The organism is Priestia sp. J2 (assembly GCF_020790095.1).
In the GTDB taxonomy this organism is placed as follows: Bacteria; Bacillota; Bacilli; order Bacillales; family Bacillaceae_H; genus Priestia; species Priestia zanthoxyli.
Genome location: NZ_CP086208.1, coordinates 47937 through 66669, shown reverse-complemented (window position 1 = coordinate 66669; position 18733 = coordinate 47937). Strand labels below are relative to the sequence as shown.

Genomic DNA, 18733 nt, shown 5'->3' with positions numbered 1-18733 from the left:
CAGTAAATAATGTAAAATAAAGATAATTACGCTTACTGCTCCATTTGACGAGATAAGAAGCTAGCTGCTGTTTCGGCTGCTTTATGCTCTACTTCACCAAGAGACTTCTCTTTTGAGAAGATGACAACAGCTCCAATCGGATCTCCATTTGCAATAATCGGACCGATTGTGTAAGAAGAAATATTTTCTTCGTATCCATCGACAAATTCAAGGTTTTTCCCATCAGTTACTAAAGAAGAACTGCGGCTTTCCATAACAGATTCTACTAAAGAACTAATGTTTTTATTTAAGTATTCTTTTTTAGAGCTTCCTGCTACCGCAATAAATACATCGCGGTCACAAATAAGTACAGGATGACCTAAGCTATCGTATAGCGCTTCGCCATACTCTTTTGCAAAATCTCCTAATTCACTAATTGGCGAATATTTCTTTAAAATAACTTCTCCATCGCGATCGACGAAAATCTCTAGCGGGTCTCCCTCTCGGATGCGAAGTGTTCTTCTAATTTCTTTTGGAATCACAACGCGACCCAAATCATCAATACGACGAACAATACCTGTTGCTTTCATTCATTGAAGCCTCTCTTTCATATGATGATTAAAATAGTTGGTGAATATCACTGATGGCTATATGATAAAAGGTTCACCTTTGTTGAGGTTAGTATTCTTCACTCTACAACTTCTATTCACCAACCATCTCTTTTTTTGTTAAAAAGTGTGCTTTTATTAAAAAAATGTCCAAAAAACCGCCAAAACATGGGGATTTGGACATTTTTATTTCGGCTATATAAAAAGAAGGCTCAAAAATGAGCCTTCTTTTTAATTCGTAACTTGTTCTTTTTTAACAGTGGCTACTCCTTTTACTAACTGATACACAATATTGAGCCATTCTTTTTGAGCAAGTCCTTTTACGTTAACCACTAATTTTACTTTCTTGCCTTCCATACCTAAGCTGACCATTCTGCCAAATTGATCACCTAGCATGAATAATTTTTGGCCGTCTATCGTTGAGCTCGCTTCTTCAGAAAGCAGAATAGAAATTTCTTGTTTTGACTGAAGAATAGATTCTACTAGGTTCTGCGTTGCATATACTTTTGTTTCAGCTACTTTAAACAAATACTCAACCTCAGCCGGATACTCCCCAAAACGATCAATCATTTCATCTTGCAATTCTTGAATATCCTCTAGTGCTTCAATTCCTCTAAAGCGCTTATACATCTCAATTTTCAAGCGGCCGTCTGTAATGTACTGATCAGGGATATACGCGTCTAAGTCCAGATTCATTTCCACATTAAATTTCACACTTTCTCCGTCAGACCCGCGTCTTTCCTCTATCGCTTCTTTAAGCATTTGTGAATAGAGATCGAAACCGACAGAATCGATAAATCCATGCTGCTGAGCACCCAGTAGGTTTCCGGCGCCACGTATTGAAAGATCACGCATAGCAATTTTAAAACCAGAACCTAATTCAGTAAATTCCTTAATAGCTTGCAGACGCTTTTCAGCTACTTCTGTCAGTACTTTGTCTTTATGATACGTAAAGTACGCATATGCCACGCGATTTGAACGACCTACGCGTCCTCTTAATTGATACAGTTGTGATAATCCCATCTTATCAGCATTGTTAACAATGAGCGTATTTACATTTGGAATATCTACTCCTGTTTCGATAATAGTTGTACTCACAATCACGTCATATTCGCCTTCTAAAAAGCTTAAGATAACCGCTTCGAGTTCTGTTTCATTCATTTTTCCGTGGGCATACGTTACCCTAGCATCAGGCACGAGCATCGAAATTTCTTCTGCTTTTCGTTCAATATCTTCTACGCGATTATATAAAAAGTAAACTTGGCCATCACGCGCTAACTCACGCTCAATCGCTTCACGAACTAGAACTGGATTATACTCCACTACATATGTTTGAACCGGAAAACGATTTTCAGGCGGCGTTTCAATAACAGACAAATCCCTTACACCCAACATAGACATATGTAATGTTCGTGGAATAGGTGTTGCTGTAAGTGTAAGGACATCAACGTTTGCTTTCATTTGCTTGATTTTTTCCTTGTGCGTTACACCAAAACGTTGCTCTTCATCGATAACTAACAACCCTAAATCCTTATAAATCACATCTTTAGATAGTAAACGATGTGTACCAATCACTACATCTACGGTCCCATTTTTTAGCCCTTTAATTGTTTCCTGCTGCTGTTTACGGCTGCGAAAGCGGCTCAATAGCCCAATATTAATTGGGTAGTCTTGAAAACGCTCACGGATGGTTTCATAATGCTGCTGAGCTAAAATAGTGGTTGGTACTAAAATAGCCACTTGTTTTCCATCTGTCACAGCTTTAAACGCAGCACGAATGGCTACTTCTGTTTTTCCGTATCCAACGTCTCCACAAAGCAGACGATCCATTGGTCTTTCATGTTCCATATCCTTTTTAATTTCTTGTACAGAACGAAGCTGATCTTCGGTTTCTTGATAAGGGAAAGCTGTTTCAAATTCTCTCTGTAAATCGCCATCCGGGGAAAATGCATAACCTTTACTTGCTTCGCGCTCTGCATACAGTTTAATTAAGTCATCAGCGATGTCTTGAACAGAAGACTCAACTTTTCGTTTCACTTTCTTCCAGTCATTTCCGCCAAGTTTATATACTTTCGGCTCTTTCCCTTCAGAGCCTACATATTTTTGTACTTGATCAATCTGTTCAACAGGAACGTACAGCTTGTCAGAGCCTTCATATTTGATATGGATATAATCTTTATGATTACCGTTAATCTCTAACGTTTCCATTCCTAAATAACGGCCAATACCGTGGTTCACGTGAACGACATAGTCACCTACGTTTAACTCTGAATAGCTTTTAATACGCTCTGCATTGGAAAGCTTTTGACGACGCTTTGATTTCTTGATCCGTTTTTTAAACAATTCTTCCTCGGTTAAAACTGCTAATTTTTGCATCGGCAGTTCAAAGCCCATTTGTAAATCGCCTTCAATAATTTGAACAAGACCTGGCACAAGCTGACCATTTCCATCTAAAATAGATGAATCAATATCATAATCTGCTAGCACCCCTTCGAGTTTTTTCACGCGCTCTTTATCTGCTCCTAAGAGGACTACCGTATAATTAGCATTTTTCCAACGTTCAATTTCACTTTTTAATAAGTTCATTTGGCCGTAAAACTGCTGCATCTGCTTACATGAAATATTAATAATATTTTGCGGACTCGTATACGATACGTGCTTCAAAAATAACGATAAGTATAAAAACTGATGTTTTGCTCGCTGAATAAGAGATGGGAGCTTATGAGATAATTGAACATCTCGAACAATTTGCCCCTGTCCTAATAATTCTGTTATCCATTCAGCTTCCTCTGTTTCAAGCTGATCAGACGTCTCTTGAATTCGAGTTGTTTCATCAAAGATGACAAGGCCACCTTCTGGTAAATAATCTAGTAAACTAGCAGGCGATTCGTAAAAGAATGATAAATACTTGAACATATTTTCAAGAAGTTGACCTTGACGCAGCTGTTCGATTTCACCTTTAATATTTTCTGTTAAGGTAGCTTTTAGCGCTGCGTTTTTCACTTGCTGCAGCGTCGAAGCCAGCTGTGCTTCTAGTTCTTCAATTCCTTGGGCCACTTCATTTTGGCTCACAATGATTTCCGTAGCAGGGCCGATTGAAATTTCTTTTAACTGCTCTTGAGAGCGTTGATCCTCAATTGTAAAAGTACGAATGGAATCAATCTCTGTATCAAATAGTTCAATTCGGACAGGTAACTCTTCTGTTAACGGATAGATGTCAATTATTCCTCCGCGCACACTAAACTCACCCGGAGCTGAAACCATCGATGCCCGCTCATAGCCCAACTCAACTAACCTTTTTAAATAATGATCAACGTCGATGTCAATTCCCATTTGAAACGGCAGCTGCGTTTGCTCCCATCTTGCTTTAGGAGGTAGCAGCTTTCGAATCCCTGCAAGCGGCGTTACAACTACTCCACCTGTATGTTGACTCCAATAATTGAGTACTTCAATTCGCTGAGCCTTTAATTCTGGACTTGCAATCCCCACTTCTGTAGCAACTAAATCGTTAACAGGGTATAAGAAAACGTCTTTTTCCGGTAAAAGGTGCAAAAGGTCTTCATACACTTTTTGGGCTTGATATAAATTATGAGTCACTACTAATAAGGGGTATTTTTTATCCTCATTTAAGAGTGCCATTAATACAGATCGAGCTGAACCGGAAATTCCCGTTACTAACTGTTCTTTCAAACCTTCTTCTAAACTGCTGACAACAGCTCCAATTTCTTTATTTTCTTCAAATTGCTGTCTAATCCCTCGCAAAGGAATTCCCTCCTCCCATGATATGTCTAAACTAAACAGAAAAACGCTTTGGTTTGAGACCAAAGCTTTTTATTGTATAAATGTTTCGTACTGATGATAGTCTGGATTTCGTTCTAGCGCTTCTTGACAGTCTTCACAAATAATTTTAACCACGATGTCTCCACTATTATGGTAGTGAATAAAGTCTTTTCGTTCATCTGCGGTCAGGTGATTAAAACCGAGTGCTTCTGTATTGTGAGCTGTCTTTTCTATCATACCGACTTTTGCGCCACAATGTCTACAGAAATAATGAATAGACATACAAATCCTCCCAAATCTTTTAGTGTTAGTATGGACGATTGAGAGAAATTTTATTCTGCTTAATTATAGCGATTCATTACTTCTAAGAACGTTTGACCTAAAAAGTCTTCACTCGCGTGCACAGACGTTTTCATCGCTTCTTCCATATGAACCATTTCATCTTCTGTAAAGCGCCCTAGTACATAGTCAACTACTTTCATACCGTTTTTCGGACGATCAATCCCAATACGAATTCGGTTAAACTCTTGGGTTTTTAAATGCTGAATAATTGATTTTATTCCGTTATGGCCGCCTGGACTTCCTTTTGTACGCAATCTTACTTTTCCGCACGGTAAATCTAAGTCATCGTAAATAACAAGCAAGTCTTCGACGTCTATATCAAAATAGTCCATTAACGGGCGAATACTTTCTCCTGATAAATTCATATATGTTAGAGGCTTTAATAATATGACTTTTTCTCCTCTTATTATACCTGTTCCATATATTCCGTTAAACTTTGTTTTATCTAATGAAATCATAAACTGTTCGGCAATTTTATCAATTGCCATAAATCCTATGTTATGACGAGTACGGTCATATTCTTTTCCAGGATTCCCTAAACCAACGATTAATTTCAAAATAGATACTCCTTTCCACTCTATGTAAGTTGTACATAATAGGTAAATGTCTTTAATGTTTTACATTACTATATAGTATCACTTTTATTATAATCAATTCACACAAAAAGACGTAACCTTTTGGTTACGTCTTTTTATATTATTCTTCGCTATCTTTTTCTTTTGTTGCTTCAACGTCGCCTTCAGCATCCTGAACTTCGCCGCTATCCGGCTCTTCTTCCTGTTGAGGAGGTAGTACAGAAGCAACTGTATCTTCTGCATCATGCGTAATTTCTAGCTTTTTATCTACCTTAATATCCCCTACTGTAATTGTATCGTTAATTCCCAAATCTGATACATCTACATCAATAGATGATGGGATATCTTGCGGCAAGCCTTTTAATGAAATTTCATATAGAGACTGCTGTAATACGCCGCCTTCTTTTGTTCCTTTTGCTTCTCCTACTAGAGATAAAGAAACTTCAGTATCAATTTCTTTCTTCATGTCGACCACTTGGAAATCGGCGTGGACAATTTCGTTTTTTAATGGATCGGTTTGAATATCATGTAACATTACGGAATATTTTTGCTTGTCCACTTGTAATGTTAACACTCCATTGCGTCCTGCTTCACGAATAGTCTTAATAAAATCAGCACTGTTTAAGTAAATAGGCGTGGATTCTGTTTTATTTCCGTAAACAACCGCTGGGAAGTTTCCTTCGTCGCGAATTTTTCTATTTGTAGAATTTTTGAAATCCGTTCTTTTATTTGCTTGAATTGAAATACTCATTTTATTCACCTTCCAGTATGTTTTCTACTTAAAATGTACCCTTTTTAGAAGGCTGCTAAACATAAAACTCGTTTCAATCAGCAATATATCTTTGCTCATCCCGTCCAAATCCCTTTAAAACCAAGGATTAGCCCATTTAATTTTTTTCAAAAAAACCTCTTTCCAAATGGAAAGAGGTTCTGTTTATCAATCAAATAACGTACTAACTGATTGCTCTTCGTGAACACGAATAATCGCTTCACCAATTAACGGAGCTACCGAAAGTTCTGTTACTTTACCAATTTTCTTATCTTCTGTTAAAGCAATAGAGTTTGTTACAGCTAGCTCTTTGATTGTAGAATTTTGAATACGCTCAATCGCAGGGCCTGAAAGAACTGGGTGTGTACAACAAGCATATACTTCTTTTGCACCTGCTTCAATTAATGCACTTGCACCAATTGTAATTGTACCAGCTGTATCAATCATGTCATCAATCAAGATTGCTGTTTTCCCTTCCACTTGTCCAACAATGTTCATAACTTCTGCTACGTTTGGACGTGGGCGACGTTTGTCAATGATAGCGATCGGCGCTTTTAGACGTTCCGCTAAACGGCGAGCACGCGTTACGCCACCGTGGTCCGGAGATACAACAACAACGTCATCAAGGTTTTTACTCTTGAAGTATTCACCTAAAATTGGAACACCTACTAAATGGTCAATTGGAATATCGAAGAAACCTTGAATTTGAGGAGCATGTAAATCTAATGTGATAATACGAGTAGCTCCCGCTTTTTCAATGATATTTGCTGCTAATTTGGCAGTGATTGGTTCACGTGCACGAGCTTTACGATCCTGACGAGCATAGCCATAGTAAGGCATAACGATGTTAATTGTTTTAGCTGATGCACGTTTTAATGCATCAATCATAATTAATAATTCCATTAAGTGTTCGTTAACTGGAGCACTTGTTGATTGAATGATAAATACATCACAACCACGGATACTTTCTTCAATGTTAATTTGAATTTCACCGTCACTGAAACGATCAACCGAACATTTACCTAATTCCACACCAATTACTTTTGCGATCTCTTCAGCTAAAGCCTTGTTTGAATTTAGCGTAAATAACTTTAAATTTTCATCAGCATATACATTTGACATTTTATTGTGAAACCTCCGTCAGGATTTTTTATTAATATCAAGCTTTTCAGCATAGTTTTCTTTATTTACTTGTTTCGCACGAGCAATTGATAATGCTTTTCCTGGCACATTATCCGTTACGGTTGAACCAGCTGCAACATAGGCGCCTTCACCAATTGTTACAGGTGCAATTAAGTTTGAGTTACATCCTACGAATGCCCCATCTTCAATCTTTGTTAAAAATTTATTTTTCCCATCGTAGTTAACTGTAATAGATCCGCACCCTAAGTTTACACCTTTTCCGACCTCTGCGTCTCCAATATAACTTAAATGAGAAGCTTTGCTACCTTTGCCAAAAGATGCTTTTTTAATTTCTACAAAGTTTCCTACGCGCACTTCATCTCCAATTAATGATTGAGGACGAATATGTGCAAATGGGCCAATTGTGACTTCGTGACCAATTTCACTATCGTGAGCAACAGAATGGCGAATAGAAGTATTATTACCTATTTTGCAGTCTTTAATTTCACTGTTAGGTCCTACTTCACAGTTCTCTCCAATTACAACTGTTCCTTGAATAACCGTACCAGGATAAATAACCGTATCTCTGCCAATGACAGCATCTGCTGAAATGTACGTGTTAGAAGGATCCACAATCGTCACTCCATTTAACATATGCTGCTTGTTGATACGCTTTTTCATTGTTTCTTCTGCTTGAGACAGAGCAAATCGATCATTAACGCCCAATGTTTCAGCAAAATCGGATGTTTGATATGCAGAAATAATTTGACCTTCATTTTTTAGAATTTCGATAACATCAGGTAAATAGTACTCTCCCTGTACATTATCATTTGAAACTTTTGAAAGTGTCTCAAATAATTTCTCATTATCAAAACAGTACGTACCAGTATTAATTTCCTGTACAAGACGCTCTTGTTCTGTGGCATCTTTATGCTCAACAATCTTTTCAACAGAGCCTTGTTCATTTCGAATGATGCGTCCATATCCTGTTGGATCTTCTGCATGAGCCGTTAAAATAGTTGCCATTGCATTTGTTGCTTCATGATGCTTTAATAAAGATTCAATTGTTTCAGCTGTAATAAGCGGAGTATCTCCACATACAACAATTGTCGTACCTTTTTCATGTGCAAGTAAAGATTCTGCTTGCATTACTGCATGAGCTGTTCCTAACTGCTCTTCTTGTAAAGCAAATAAGCTTTTATCTCCAACATGTGATTTCACTTTTTCGGCACCGTGACCTACAACTGTAATTAAATTTGTTAAATCTAAGCGTGATAACTGATCAATTACGTGTTGCACCATCGGTTTGCCACACACAGGGTGTAACACTTTATATAAAGATGACTTCATACGTGTACCCTGACCAGCTGCCAATATGACTGCATATCTTTTTGACATAACAGGCCTCCAATTTTACCTTTTTATCCATTAAGAATATTATATCAAAAATGACAGCATTTCAAGGAATCATTTATAAGTCATGAATTTTATTTTTTGGTAATGCTAAAGTTTTACAAAGGTGTGAAATTATATAAGCGGTAATCAAAAAGAAAAGAGCCTACTTTTCAGTAGACTCTTAATGTATCATATGTTTACGAAGCACCCGCTTCTTCGAATTCAACTTCTACCTCACCTAAACGATGATATTCTGCTAAAACAGCATCTTGAATCTTTCCGCGAGTATTTGAATTGATTGGATGTGCAATATCACGGAACTCACCATCCGGTGTACGTTTACTTGGCATGGCTACAAATAAGCCATTATTACCATCAATCACACGAATATCATGAACAACAAATTCACCATCTAATGTGATTGAAGCAATCGCTCTCATACGTCCTTCAGTGTTCACGCGGCGTAATCTTACGTCAGTTACTTCCATCTTGTTCACCACCTTTTTCTATGCGAAGCTTTACATACTTAATTCCACAGAATTTTGTGTTTTCCTGCTATTCAGAAAAAATTTTTAGAAAATTTTCGCAAAAAAAGTGAACAATTGGAAGTTACTTGCTTTTTGTTAGAAATTTGTTAATTTAATTACCCTTTAACAAGCGCAATAACTTCAATTTCAACAAGTACATCTTTAGGTAGTCTCGCTACTTCTACACATGAACGTGCCGGCTTATGGTCGCCGAAGTAGTCACCATAGACTTCATTTAATGCTGCGAAGTCGTTCATATCTTTAATGAACACGGTTGCCTTTACAACTGTATTTAGAGAAGCTCCTGCTTCTTCAAGAACTGCTTTTAGATTTTCAAATACTTGAGTAGCTTGTACTTGAACATCGCCTTCGACCAACGTACCATCTGGACGAAGTGGAATTTGACCTGAACTGTAAAACAAGTTATTCACAACAATTCCCTGTGAATATGGACCAATAGCTTGCGGTGCATTTTTTGTTTGAACCTGTAACATATGTTCCTCTCCCTTACTTGATCAAATATATTTTAAGTAATTGCCTTCCTGTACACGAATTTGTTTATCTTTAATATTTACATCTGTTAATTGTACAAGAGACACATACTCATCCACTAAACGTTCTTCAATATCTTCTGATTCTACTAAAACTCCAATACCAGCAACAGTTGCATCAAACTCTTCAAGCAAACTAACCATTCCATTTACCGTACCGCCGGCTTTCATGAAGTCATCAATGATGAGTACATTTGACCCCACCGCTAAACTTCTCTTAGCTAACAGCATCGTTTGAATGCGCTTAGATGAACCTGACACGTAGTTAATACTAACGGTCGATCCTTCAGTTACTTTACTGTCTCTGCGCACAATAACAACGGGCACGTCTAAATACTGAGCAACCGCATACGCAATAGGAATACCTTTTGTTGCTACAGTCATCACCACATCGATTTTGCGGTTAGCAAAAAGCGATGCATACAAGCGACCGATTTTATTCACAACGCGGGGGTTCCCTAAAATATCAGTTAAATATAAATATCCACCTGGCAATAAACGCTCAGGTTTTTCAATCAACCCACATAATTCTTGAACAAGCTGACCGGCTTCTTCATTCGTCATCTTTGGAATGAATTTAACTCCGCCGGCAGCCCCTGGTAGCGTAACCAAAGTTCCGATACCCTGCTGTTCAAAAGTTTGTTTAATAATCGCCATATCTTCGCTAATAGATGATTTTGCGGAATCATATTTATCTGCAAAATACGTAAGAGGGATAAGGCGCTGAGGGTTTTGAATGAAATAGTTGGTCATATCAATTAATCGTCCACTACGTCGAAACTTCATAACATCCTCCTGAAAATCCGAATATTGTAATGTAAATATAACATTAACATACGGATTTATTCAAGCGTTATTCGTTCACCTAGTAACCTAACTGCATAAACTTTATCACAAAAGCCACGTAATCCATTATAAATGCGATGCATACGTGAATCATGCTGTACAAGTCCAAATACAGTTGGCCCACTGCCGCTCATGAGTACAGCATCGGCGCCAAAACGCTTTATTTGTTCTTTAATGAGAGCTACTTCCGGATGCATTTTCAGCGTTACTGCTTCCAATACATTTCCGACAAGGCTACACATTTGATCATAATTTCCTGATTGTATGGCGTGAACCATCTCATCTACTTTAGGATGATCCATTTCCTCAATTTTTAAGTTTCGATATACATCTGCTGTAGAAACACCTATTTCAGGCTTAGCCAAAATCACCCAGCAGCTTGGAGGTGCCTCAATATGCTCTACAATCTCTCCGCGCCCTGTAGCAAGAGCTGTCCCTCCGTACACGCAAAAAGATACGTCAGAGCCAATCTCAGCCCCTATTTCTGCAAGTGTGTCTAATGATAACCCTAATTCCCATAACGTATTTAAACCGCGTAATGTAGCAGCCGCGTCACTGCTGCCTCCAGCTAATCCAGCAGCTACTGGAATATGTTTATCAATTAATATATTTACACCTTTTGAAATGTTATAACGTCGCTTCAAAATCTGCGCTGCCTGATAAGCAAGATTTCGCTGGTCATCTGGAACAAAGCGATTATGAGAATAAATAACAATTCGTCCATCTTCACGATCAGAAAGTTCAATTCTGTCCGCTAAATCAATTGTTGTCATAATCATCTTAACTTCATGGTAACCATCTGGGCGTTTATGTAACACATCAAGTGACAAATTTATTTTAGCCGGTGCTTTCACCATTAATTTCAACTTACTTCACCTACTTCATCTTATCGAGTTTAACGCTATTTTATCATAAAATGAACAAGATATAGCTGTTCATTTAAACATCTTTGTTTAATCCTCTGTTTTATCTTTCATTTTGGGACAAAAAAACCGAAGCGGTTATACACTTCGGTTTTCCTCATTTCACTTTAAATAATCGCATAAGCATTGATTTTCACTATTGCCTTAGCTGCTGCTGTGCAAGCTCCACTGCTCGCTTCACCATATTGCCTGCGTCTTTTGCCCGAATAGCGCCCCAACCTTCTGCTTGTACAGTATCGTAAAAACCAAGTTCTTTAGCCAGTTCTTCTTTCAGCTTCGATGACATAATCCCTCTACGCCTTGACATTGTACATGGCTCCTTTACGTATAAAATGAAATTTCAACCTGAATCTCCTCGCTCTTTATACATGAAAATGCGAGGACGATATGTATAGTATGTATAAAAAATAATGTATATATAATTTGAAAAAAAGACCAATAAAAAAGCAGTAAACCAATGTCCACTGCTCATCACCACTTGCTATATTGCCTATGTCATTCTTAGAAAAATTTTAGTTGCACTGTTTCCGTTAACACATCTGCGTAACTATACGAAACGCGCTCCAAAGAGTTTTCCTCTTGATCTAATTCAACGATAAAAACAGATGGGTACGTTTCTGTTAATACACCTGAACGTTCTACTGTTTTTCTACGACCACCGTTTGCTTTTAAAGTTAATCGTTGGCCTAGGTGCAAATCCAGCGCTTGCTTAATATCAGACAAAGTTTTCGCCATATTGGTCCACCTCACTATGTATAGTGTAACACATGTTAGAAAAATAGTCAAAAACATAAAATTATAACAATCTATCTCTAATTGTGTCAATAAATAATTTTCAACATGAATCTACATTTCGCTGTTAGTATGCTCGTTTTTTAACGAAATATGTATATCTTTAGCAAATATTGAAAATGATTTTGTGAAATTCAGCGTATACTTTGGCTTCATACGAAAAAACAACTGGTTGCACATCATGCGTGTACATGCTGTAACCAGTTGTTTTTATTTCTACTCATCGCTTTCATAAGGCATGCCCGTGCGAAGCAGCCCTTTTGTTTCTACTCCTCCTAAACCTTTAGCACCCGTTAATGTATTACGTAAGACGTCCCATACATTAATACGATCCGTGAAAGGAGTAAAACTTAGTTTTGCTACTACATACACGGGGTCAAGCGCATGAATATTTACACGCGAAGGTGAACTAGCAAAGTTTGCTCCAGCTTGAATCAATAATTCAAAATGCGATTGACAGGCACCTGCAAAAATCACCAGCTGATCTAAATTACCAACTCTTTTTCTTGCTTCTTGGACTGTTCGAATATAGTGCTTGGAATGTCTATAAGCAAGAAGATCATCCTTATTTCCTTTTCCTTTGGAATAAGCATCATGCCCTGTCAGCACCAGAATATCAGGCCTTACATCCTCAATTAACTTTCCAACTTTCTCCGGCATCTCTGACTCTACGCAATGAACACCATAAACAGGAACACCAATTTTTTCGTAAACTAATAAACATTTACGTAAATAATTAGGGTCTCCGTCTACGTGCAGGACCTTTCCAGGAATTTGAAACAAGCGATGTGAATGGCTGTATCCATTAGTCATGCTATATTCAGTTTTCTCTCGAACGAGCCGATAATCCTGTTGAATAAGCTCCAAGGATCTTTCTAAAAGTTCTTCTTCTTGTTTTTTTCTTTGATCCTGTTCTTTAGCATCCACAACCTCTAAATCTGTACAAGGAGCGTCGGCAATCAACCGAACGTCTTCTCCTATTAAAGTCGCATATTTCCCCGCTTCGCTGTCATTAATAGCTATAACACGAAAAAGCAAATCTCTTTGATAAGAAGGTCGTGTAACTATATCACCAATTTTGATGTTCATATGCTTCACTCCGTCTTTGCTACTTCAAAAATAAATTCTCTTCATAGCCTATGACTTCATGATAAAAATGTGATGATTTAGCGAAATGATTTTAAAAGTTGGTCACTTAACGCTCCGAATTCTTGAATAGACAGCGTTTCGCCTCTTCTTTTCGGATCAATTTCAGCAGTTGCAAGTGCTTGCTCAATGTCCGCTTTTTTCTGTTTCCCATTTGGCAAGTTGTTCACTAGATTGTTTAAAATAGTTTTTCGGCGCTGTCCAAAACTTGCTCGTACAACTTGGAAGAAGAATGCTTCATCTTGTACTTCTACCGCTGGCTTCGGTCTTCTCAGCAGCCGAATAACAGCTGAATCTACATTAGGCTGCGGATTAAATACTGTTTTAGGCACAATCATAACCGTCTCAGCCTCTGTATAGTATTGAATCGCAATAGAAAGTGAACCGTACTCCTTTGTTCCCGGTTTAGCTGCTATACGGTCGGCAACTTCTTTTTGAAGCATAACAACGATTCCCCGTACCGGAATTTGCTCTTCTAATAATTTCATCAAAATGGGTGTCGTCACGTAATACGGTAAATTCGCAACGACCATTAAATCTTCTATGTTTTCGAATTCTTGTTCGAGCGTCTCTTTTAAATCCGCTTTTAACACATCTTGATGAATAACTTTTGCATTTGGGTAAGGAGAAAGAGTGTCGGCTAAAATCGGAAGCAGACGCTGGTCGATTTCAAATGCCAGTACTTTTTTTGCGCGCTTTGCTAGCTGTTCAGTTAACGCTCCGATACCGGGTCCAATTTCAATTGCTCCCGTTTCTTCTGTTATTTCTGCATGATCAACAATGCGATGTAAAATGTTCGTATCAATTAAAAAATTTTGTCCCAAACTCTTTTTAAATGTAAAACCGTATTTCTTTAAAATTTCCTTGGTTCGATTAGGCGTTGCAATATCTTTTAACACGATTCCTTTTCCTCCTTATTTATCTGCTCAACAGCTTTGATAAACTCCTCTTTTGAAATTTGGAACATCTGTAATCGTTTATGAAGCTGCTTTCCATTGGCATAGCCTATTTTTAATAACTTTCCTATTCTTTCACGTCGAGACTTGGCTTTACTATCTCCTACCAAACGAGCTACGATTAAATCCTCTTGAGAAATCTCCATATCTGCTTCTACCCACTCTTGCTTTACATCTTTTAGTGCTTTTTGAATAGACGCAATAGAAGCATGTTCAACTCCAATACCTTTGCCGTTTTTAGGGCGAGCCTCTTCTTTATCTAAAAATGCATGTTTACATCCTGGAACACGTTCTGAAACAATATTTCGAATTCGCTGTCCTGGATAATCTGGATCTGTAAAAATAATTACGCCTCTTGTTTTTTGAGCTAATTTTACTTTTTCAATGGTTTCTTCATTTACAGCTGATCCATTTGTCTCGATAGTATCCGCATCCACTGCACGTTTAATCGCTACGGTATCGTCCCGACCTTCTACTACAATAATTTCTTTAATCTTCATTTCTTCCTCCAAAACATTCAGTTTTGTTCATTTGCTTTTCAGTAAAAATGAAATGCTCGTTACTCACATCATTTTTCTTCTATGAAATCAACGTTTTATCTTATTATCAACTAAATTAAAAAGCATCTATCTGTTATTTTAACTGAAAAAGGCAGAGGATAACATTCTCCTCTGCGCCTATCTTTACTTTAACACGAAAATGATTGTTATATGAGAAAAAGTTTTAATCATTAATGCCAAATAGCTTTTTAGCGTTAGCTGTTGTAATATCAGCCAACTCTTCATACGTTATGCCTTTTAACTCTGCAATTTGCTCCGCTACGTATGACACATAACCAGGTTCATTGCGCTTGCCGCGGAATGGATGAGGAGTTAGATAAGGACAGTCTGTTTCAATTAATAGTTTATCTAAAGGAAGTTCTGCAGCAACTTCTTTTGGTTTTTTTGCATTTTTAAAAGTAACAGGTCCACCAAAAGAAATATACATATTCATATCCATACACTGCTTCGCTACTTCAATACTGCCCGTGAAGCAATGCATAATCCCGCCTACTTCCTCTACGTGCTCTTCTTTTAAAATGGTTACCACGTCTTCGGTGGCATCACGATTATGAATAATGATAGGTAAATTCACTTTGCGCGCTAAGCGAATTTGACGGCGAAATACGTCCTTTTGAACCTCTTTAGGTGATTTATCCCAATGATAGTCTAATCCCATCTCTCCTAAAGCCACAACTTTCGGATGCTGAGCTAACTCTTCAATCCAAGCTAAATGCTCATCCGTCATATCAATTGCATCTACTGGATGCCAGCCTACACTAGCATAGATAAAGTCGTACGTTTCAGCTATTTGAATAGCTTTTTTAATGGTAGGTTCATCAAATCCAACAACCACCATGTTTTGAACACCTTTTTCTAACGCGCGATTAATTACTTCTTGCAAATCGTCTTCATACTGTTCTGCGTTTAAATGAACATGTGTATCAAATAACATCTAATCGATCCTTTCCATGAATAAAAGGGGGTCCTCGCATGTTACACGTGAAACACCCCTTTTAACTATACTTATTTTATCTTCGTGCCGTTTGCTAAGTTTTGATCTACGCTTGCTAGTGAAAGACCATTCTCATCTTCACCGGCTAAAATCATTCCTTGTGATAGTTCGCCGCGCAATTTTACAGGTTTTAAGTTGGTTACACAAATTACTTTGCGACCTACTAATTCTTCAGGCTTATAAAACTTGGCAATACCTGATACAACTTGGCGTTTTTCATAGCCAAGATCAAGCTGCAGCTTTAATAGTTTATCTGCCTTCTTAACTGGTTCTACTTGCGTAACTTGCGCTACACGAAGCTCTACTTTCATGAAATCATCAATCGTAATCTCTTCAGAAGGCTCTTCCTTCACAACAGGTTTTTCTTCCTTCGGAGCACTTCCTTGCATCTGCTCTTTAATAAACGCTACCTCTTCTTCTCGATCTAGACGAGGGAACATTGGCTCACCTTTTTCTACTTTTGTGCCTTCTTTAAGCATATTAAAGCGCGTCGTGCTTTCCCACGTTTTTAACACATCTTCTTTTACACCGATCTGAGCAAAAATTTTCTCAGGTGTACGTGTTAAGAACGGCTGTAGTAATACCGCAATGTGACGAATTGATTCAGCTAGATGTGTCATAACGGAAGCAAGTTCTGCACGCTTATTCTCATCTTTTGCTAACGCCCAAGGCTGCGTTTCATCAATGTATTTATTCGTGCGGCTTACATATTGCCAGATAGAAGCAAGAGCCACTGAAAACTCCATATCCTCCATCGCTTCTTCATATTTATTCACTGTATCTTTTTGAGCTTGTACGATAAGTGCATCAAACTCGGTTACATTTCCTTCATAAGTCGGAATAACACCATCAAAATACTTATTAATCATCGCCACTGTACGGTTAACTAGGTTGCCAAGGTCATTTGCTAAGTCAAAGTTAATACGTTCAACAAACGCTTCTGGTGTGAATACACCGTCTGAACCGAATGGAACTTCACGAAGCAAGTAGTAACGAAGGGCATCTAACCCATAGCGGTCAATCAATGTCACTGGGTCTACTACATTCCCTTTTGACTTCGACATCTTTCCATCTTTCATTAATAACCAGCCGTGAGCAAATACTTTCTTAGGAAGTGGCAAATCAAGTGCCATCAACATGATTGGCCAATAAATGGTATGGAAACGTACGATTTCTTTTCCTACTAAATGTACGTTAGCCGGCCAGTATTTTCGATAGTTTTCATCATTTTCAGTATCATACCCAAGAGAGGTGATATAGTTAGAAAGCGCATCAATCCATACGTAAATAACGTGTTTTGGGTTACCTGGAACTTTTACCCCCCAATCAAACGTCGTACGAGAAACAGCTAAGTCTTCAAGACCCGGCTTAATAAAATTATTGATCATTTCGTTTTTACGAGACTCCGGTTGAATAAATGAAGGGTTCTCTTCATAAAAAGCTAGTAAACGATCTACGTATTTCCCCATTTTAAAGAAATAGGACTCTTCTCGAACGAGCTCTACAGGGTGTCCGCTATCCGGGCTTTTCCCACCTACAACTTTTCCATTTTCAACGATTGGATCTACTAGTTGATGCTCTGTATAGTACGTCTCATCGGGAACTGAATACCAACCTTCATACTCATCAAGATAAATATCACCCTGTTCTAAAAGGCGCGCGAAAATCTTTTCCACGATTTCTTTATGTCTTGGTTCTGTTGTACGGATAAAATCGTCATACGAAATATCCATCTTATCCCACAGCTCTTTGATTCCAGAGACAATATCATCTACGTATTGCTGAGGTGTCACGTTTTTCTCTTCTGCTTTTCGCTGAATTTTTTGACCATGTTCATCCGTACCTGTTAAATAACGTACGTCAAACCCTCTCAAACGTTTATAACGAGCCATTGCATCTCCCGCTACCGTCGTGTATGCGTGCCCTATATGTAATTTACCACTCGGATAATAAATCGGCGTAGTAATGTAAAATGTATTATTTCCATCTGCCATGTTCATAACCTCCAACATTCCATTTCAACATTTTGATTTATATGGATGTAATCATATAAACCCTGTCTTCTTATTCTACTATCTATCATACTATTTTACATGATAATTTCAAAACATTCTCTTCCTATATACACGGGAATATGACGGATTCACTTCATTTTTAAATAATCGTTATTTTCCCAAAAAATAATCCTGTTAATTGTATCAGCTTCGCCCTATTTTTATAAAAAATATACCCCCATTCAAAAAGTCACTTTGATAAAAACGACAAATAGGTCTAATTTTGTCGTTTTATGTCGAATTATATTTACCCTATCTTCAAAATAGTTAATATCAAGCTATTTAGGCGATTAATCTTTTTTCCAATGAAACCCCTTGTCATTCCTTGACTGACGGTCACAATTAGCTTCTAAACGAGTCGGGGAAAAAATTTTTTCCCAGCTACATTTTTTTACATATAAAATGATTGACTAGTTTTGGAAACGCTGGTATTATGAAAGTACGTTGAAATTGTCGAATAATGACGAAAGTAATAACATAGAAAAATGATCATTGAGAGGAGAACGATTAACATGAAATCTACAGGTATTGTTCGTAAAGTTGATGAATTAGGACGCGTAGTAATTCCAATTGAATTACGTCGTACATTAGGAATTGCAGAGAAAGATGCTCTAGAAATCTATGTAGATGAAGAGCGCATCATCTTAAAAAAATATAAACCAAACATGACTTGCCAAGTAACAGGTGAAGTATCTGATGATAACATTCAACTTGCTAGCGGCAAATTAATTCTAAGCCGTGAAGGTGCAGAACAAATCATGAAAGAACTTCAAGATTCTTTACAAGCTTCTAAATAAAACGAAAAGCTGTCTAT

19 protein-coding genes are annotated in these 18733 nt (G+C 37.6%); 1 reads left to right on the top strand and 18 read right to left on the bottom strand.

All coding sequences use genetic code 11. The features are described from left to right. Positions 1–32: 32 nt before the first annotated feature. The 18 genes from spoVT to metG all read right to left on the bottom strand — a co-directional run bounded on the left by spoVT (position 33) and on the right by metG (position 17859). Positions 33–569 (bottom strand): stage V sporulation protein T, encoded by a 537-nt coding sequence (spoVT, locus tag LJY09_RS00375; RefSeq protein WP_028412643.1) that lies wholly within the window; start codon positions 567–569, stop codon positions 33–35. 249 nt (positions 570–818) lie between these two features. Then, the gene (gene mfd / locus LJY09_RS00370; RefSeq protein WP_028412642.1) at positions 819–4349 is read right to left on the bottom strand and encodes a transcription-repair coupling factor; all 3531 of its coding nucleotides are present in this window, start codon (positions 4347–4349) and stop codon (positions 819–821) included. A 69-nt stretch (positions 4350–4418) separates the two neighbouring features. Continuing rightward, positions 4419–4649, bottom strand: coding sequence for an anti-sigma-F factor Fin (locus LJY09_RS00365; RefSeq protein ID WP_013054869.1), 231 nt, complete (start codon positions 4647–4649; stop codon positions 4419–4421). A gap of 59 nt (positions 4650–4708) precedes the next feature. Beyond that, positions 4709–5266, bottom strand: coding sequence for an aminoacyl-tRNA hydrolase (gene pth, locus LJY09_RS00360; RefSeq protein ID WP_028412641.1), 558 nt, complete (start codon positions 5264–5266; stop codon positions 4709–4711). Between the two features lie 139 nt (positions 5267–5405). Further along, positions 5406–6035, bottom strand: a complete 630-nt coding sequence (locus LJY09_RS00355) for a 50S ribosomal protein L25/general stress protein Ctc (protein WP_028412640.1) — start codon at positions 6033–6035, stop codon at positions 5406–5408. 186 nt (positions 6036–6221) lie between these two features. Further along, a complete protein-coding gene (locus LJY09_RS00350) occupies positions 6222–7175 on the bottom strand; it encodes a ribose-phosphate diphosphokinase (protein ID WP_014462059.1) in 954 nt (317 codons plus the stop codon). An 18-nt stretch (positions 7176–7193) separates the two neighbouring features. Continuing rightward, a complete protein-coding gene (gene glmU / locus LJY09_RS00345; protein WP_028412639.1) occupies positions 7194–8573 on the bottom strand; it encodes a bifunctional UDP-N-acetylglucosamine diphosphorylase/glucosamine-1-phosphate N-acetyltransferase GlmU in 1380 nt (459 codons plus the stop codon). A 194-nt stretch (positions 8574–8767) separates the two neighbouring features. Then, a complete protein-coding gene (gene spoVG / locus LJY09_RS00340) occupies positions 8768–9058 on the bottom strand; it encodes a septation regulator SpoVG (RefSeq protein WP_013054864.1) in 291 nt (96 codons plus the stop codon). A gap of 155 nt (positions 9059–9213) precedes the next feature. Beyond that, entirely contained in the window at positions 9214–9591 is a 378-nt protein-coding gene (locus LJY09_RS00335; protein WP_013054863.1) for a RidA family protein, read from the bottom strand. Positions 9592–9612: 21 nt separating this feature from the next. Beyond that, a complete protein-coding gene (gene purR / locus LJY09_RS00330; protein WP_013054862.1) occupies positions 9613–10434 on the bottom strand; it encodes a pur operon repressor in 822 nt (273 codons plus the stop codon). Between the two features lie 56 nt (positions 10435–10490). Next, complete coding sequence (ispE, locus tag LJY09_RS00325) at positions 10491–11360, bottom strand: 4-(cytidine 5'-diphospho)-2-C-methyl-D-erythritol kinase (RefSeq protein WP_013054861.1); 870 nt, start codon at positions 11358–11360, stop codon at positions 10491–10493. A gap of 193 nt (positions 11361–11553) precedes the next feature. Beyond that, the gene (locus tag LJY09_RS00320; protein WP_016762700.1) at positions 11554–11724 is read right to left on the bottom strand and encodes a small, acid-soluble spore protein, alpha/beta type; all 171 of its coding nucleotides are present in this window, start codon (positions 11722–11724) and stop codon (positions 11554–11556) included. Positions 11725–11918: 194 nt separating this feature from the next. Beyond that, positions 11919–12152, bottom strand: a complete 234-nt coding sequence (veg, locus tag LJY09_RS00315) for a biofilm formation stimulator Veg (protein ID WP_013054859.1) — start codon at positions 12150–12152, stop codon at positions 11919–11921. A 273-nt stretch (positions 12153–12425) separates the two neighbouring features. Then, positions 12426–13298 (bottom strand): sporulation peptidase YabG, encoded by an 873-nt coding sequence (yabG, locus tag LJY09_RS00310; RefSeq protein ID WP_028412638.1) that lies wholly within the window; start codon positions 13296–13298, stop codon positions 12426–12428. Between the two features lie 77 nt (positions 13299–13375). Then, positions 13376–14254, bottom strand: coding sequence for a 16S rRNA (adenine(1518)-N(6)/adenine(1519)-N(6))-dimethyltransferase RsmA (gene rsmA / locus LJY09_RS00305; RefSeq protein ID WP_028412637.1), 879 nt, complete (start codon positions 14252–14254; stop codon positions 13376–13378). Further along, entirely contained in the window at positions 14248–14811 is a 564-nt protein-coding gene (gene rnmV / locus LJY09_RS00300) for a ribonuclease M5 (protein ID WP_028412636.1), read from the bottom strand. Before rnmV ends, rsmA begins: the two co-directional genes overlap by 7 nt. 223 nt (positions 14812–15034) lie before the next feature. Then, on the bottom strand, positions 15035–15805 hold the full coding sequence (locus LJY09_RS00295) for a TatD family hydrolase (protein WP_028412635.1): 771 nt from the start codon (positions 15803–15805) through the stop codon (positions 15035–15037). Between the two features lie 71 nt (positions 15806–15876). Further along, positions 15877–17859 (bottom strand): methionine--tRNA ligase, encoded by a 1983-nt coding sequence (gene metG / locus LJY09_RS00290; protein ID WP_028412634.1) that lies wholly within the window; start codon positions 17857–17859, stop codon positions 15877–15879. Between the two features lie 566 nt (positions 17860–18425). Between metG and LJY09_RS00285 the strand changes: the two genes are divergently transcribed. Beyond that, positions 18426–18716, top strand: coding sequence for a transition state genes transcriptional regulator AbrB (locus LJY09_RS00285; RefSeq protein ID WP_170836841.1), 291 nt, complete (start codon positions 18426–18428; stop codon positions 18714–18716). The last annotated feature ends 17 nt before the right edge of the window (positions 18717–18733 follow it).

Coding starts and splice junctions, on each gene's coding strand:
- spoVT (WP_028412643.1), bottom strand. CDS start 569: ATGAAAGCAACAGGTATTGTTCGTCGTATTGATGATTTGGGTCGCGTT.
- LJY09_RS00365 (WP_013054869.1), bottom strand. CDS start 4,649: ATGTCTATTCATTATTTCTGTAGACATTGTGGCGCAAAAGTCGGTATG.
- LJY09_RS00355 (WP_028412640.1), bottom strand. CDS start 6,035: ATGAGTATTTCAATTCAAGCAAATAAAAGAACGGATTTCAAAAATTCT.
- LJY09_RS00350 (WP_014462059.1), bottom strand. CDS start 7,175: ATGTCAAATGTATATGCTGATGAAAATTTAAAGTTATTTACGCTAAAT.
- glmU (WP_028412639.1), bottom strand. CDS start 8,573: ATGTCAAAAAGATATGCAGTCATATTGGCAGCTGGTCAGGGTACACGT.
- spoVG (WP_013054864.1), bottom strand. CDS start 9,058: ATGGAAGTAACTGACGTAAGATTACGCCGCGTGAACACTGAAGGACGT.
- LJY09_RS00335 (WP_013054863.1), bottom strand. CDS start 9,591: ATGTTACAGGTTCAAACAAAAAATGCACCGCAAGCTATTGGTCCATAT.
- purR (WP_013054862.1), bottom strand. CDS start 10,434: ATGAAGTTTCGACGTAGTGGACGATTAATTGATATGACCAACTATTTC.
- LJY09_RS00320 (WP_016762700.1), bottom strand. CDS start 11,724: ATGTCAAGGCGTAGAGGGATTATGTCATCGAAGCTGAAAGAAGAACTG.
- veg (WP_013054859.1), bottom strand. CDS start 12,152: ATGGCGAAAACTTTGTCTGATATTAAGCAAGCGCTGGATTTGCACCTA.
- yabG (WP_028412638.1), bottom strand. CDS start 13,298: ATGAACATCAAAATTGGTGATATAGTTACACGACCTTCTTATCAAAGA.
- rnmV (WP_028412636.1), bottom strand. CDS start 14,811: ATGAAGATTAAAGAAATTATTGTAGTAGAAGGTCGGGACGATACCGTA.
- LJY09_RS00295 (WP_028412635.1), bottom strand. CDS start 15,805: ATGTTATTTGATACACATGTTCATTTAAACGCAGAACAGTATGAAGAC.
- metG (WP_028412634.1), bottom strand. CDS start 17,859: ATGGCAGATGGAAATAATACATTTTACATTACTACGCCGATTTATTAT.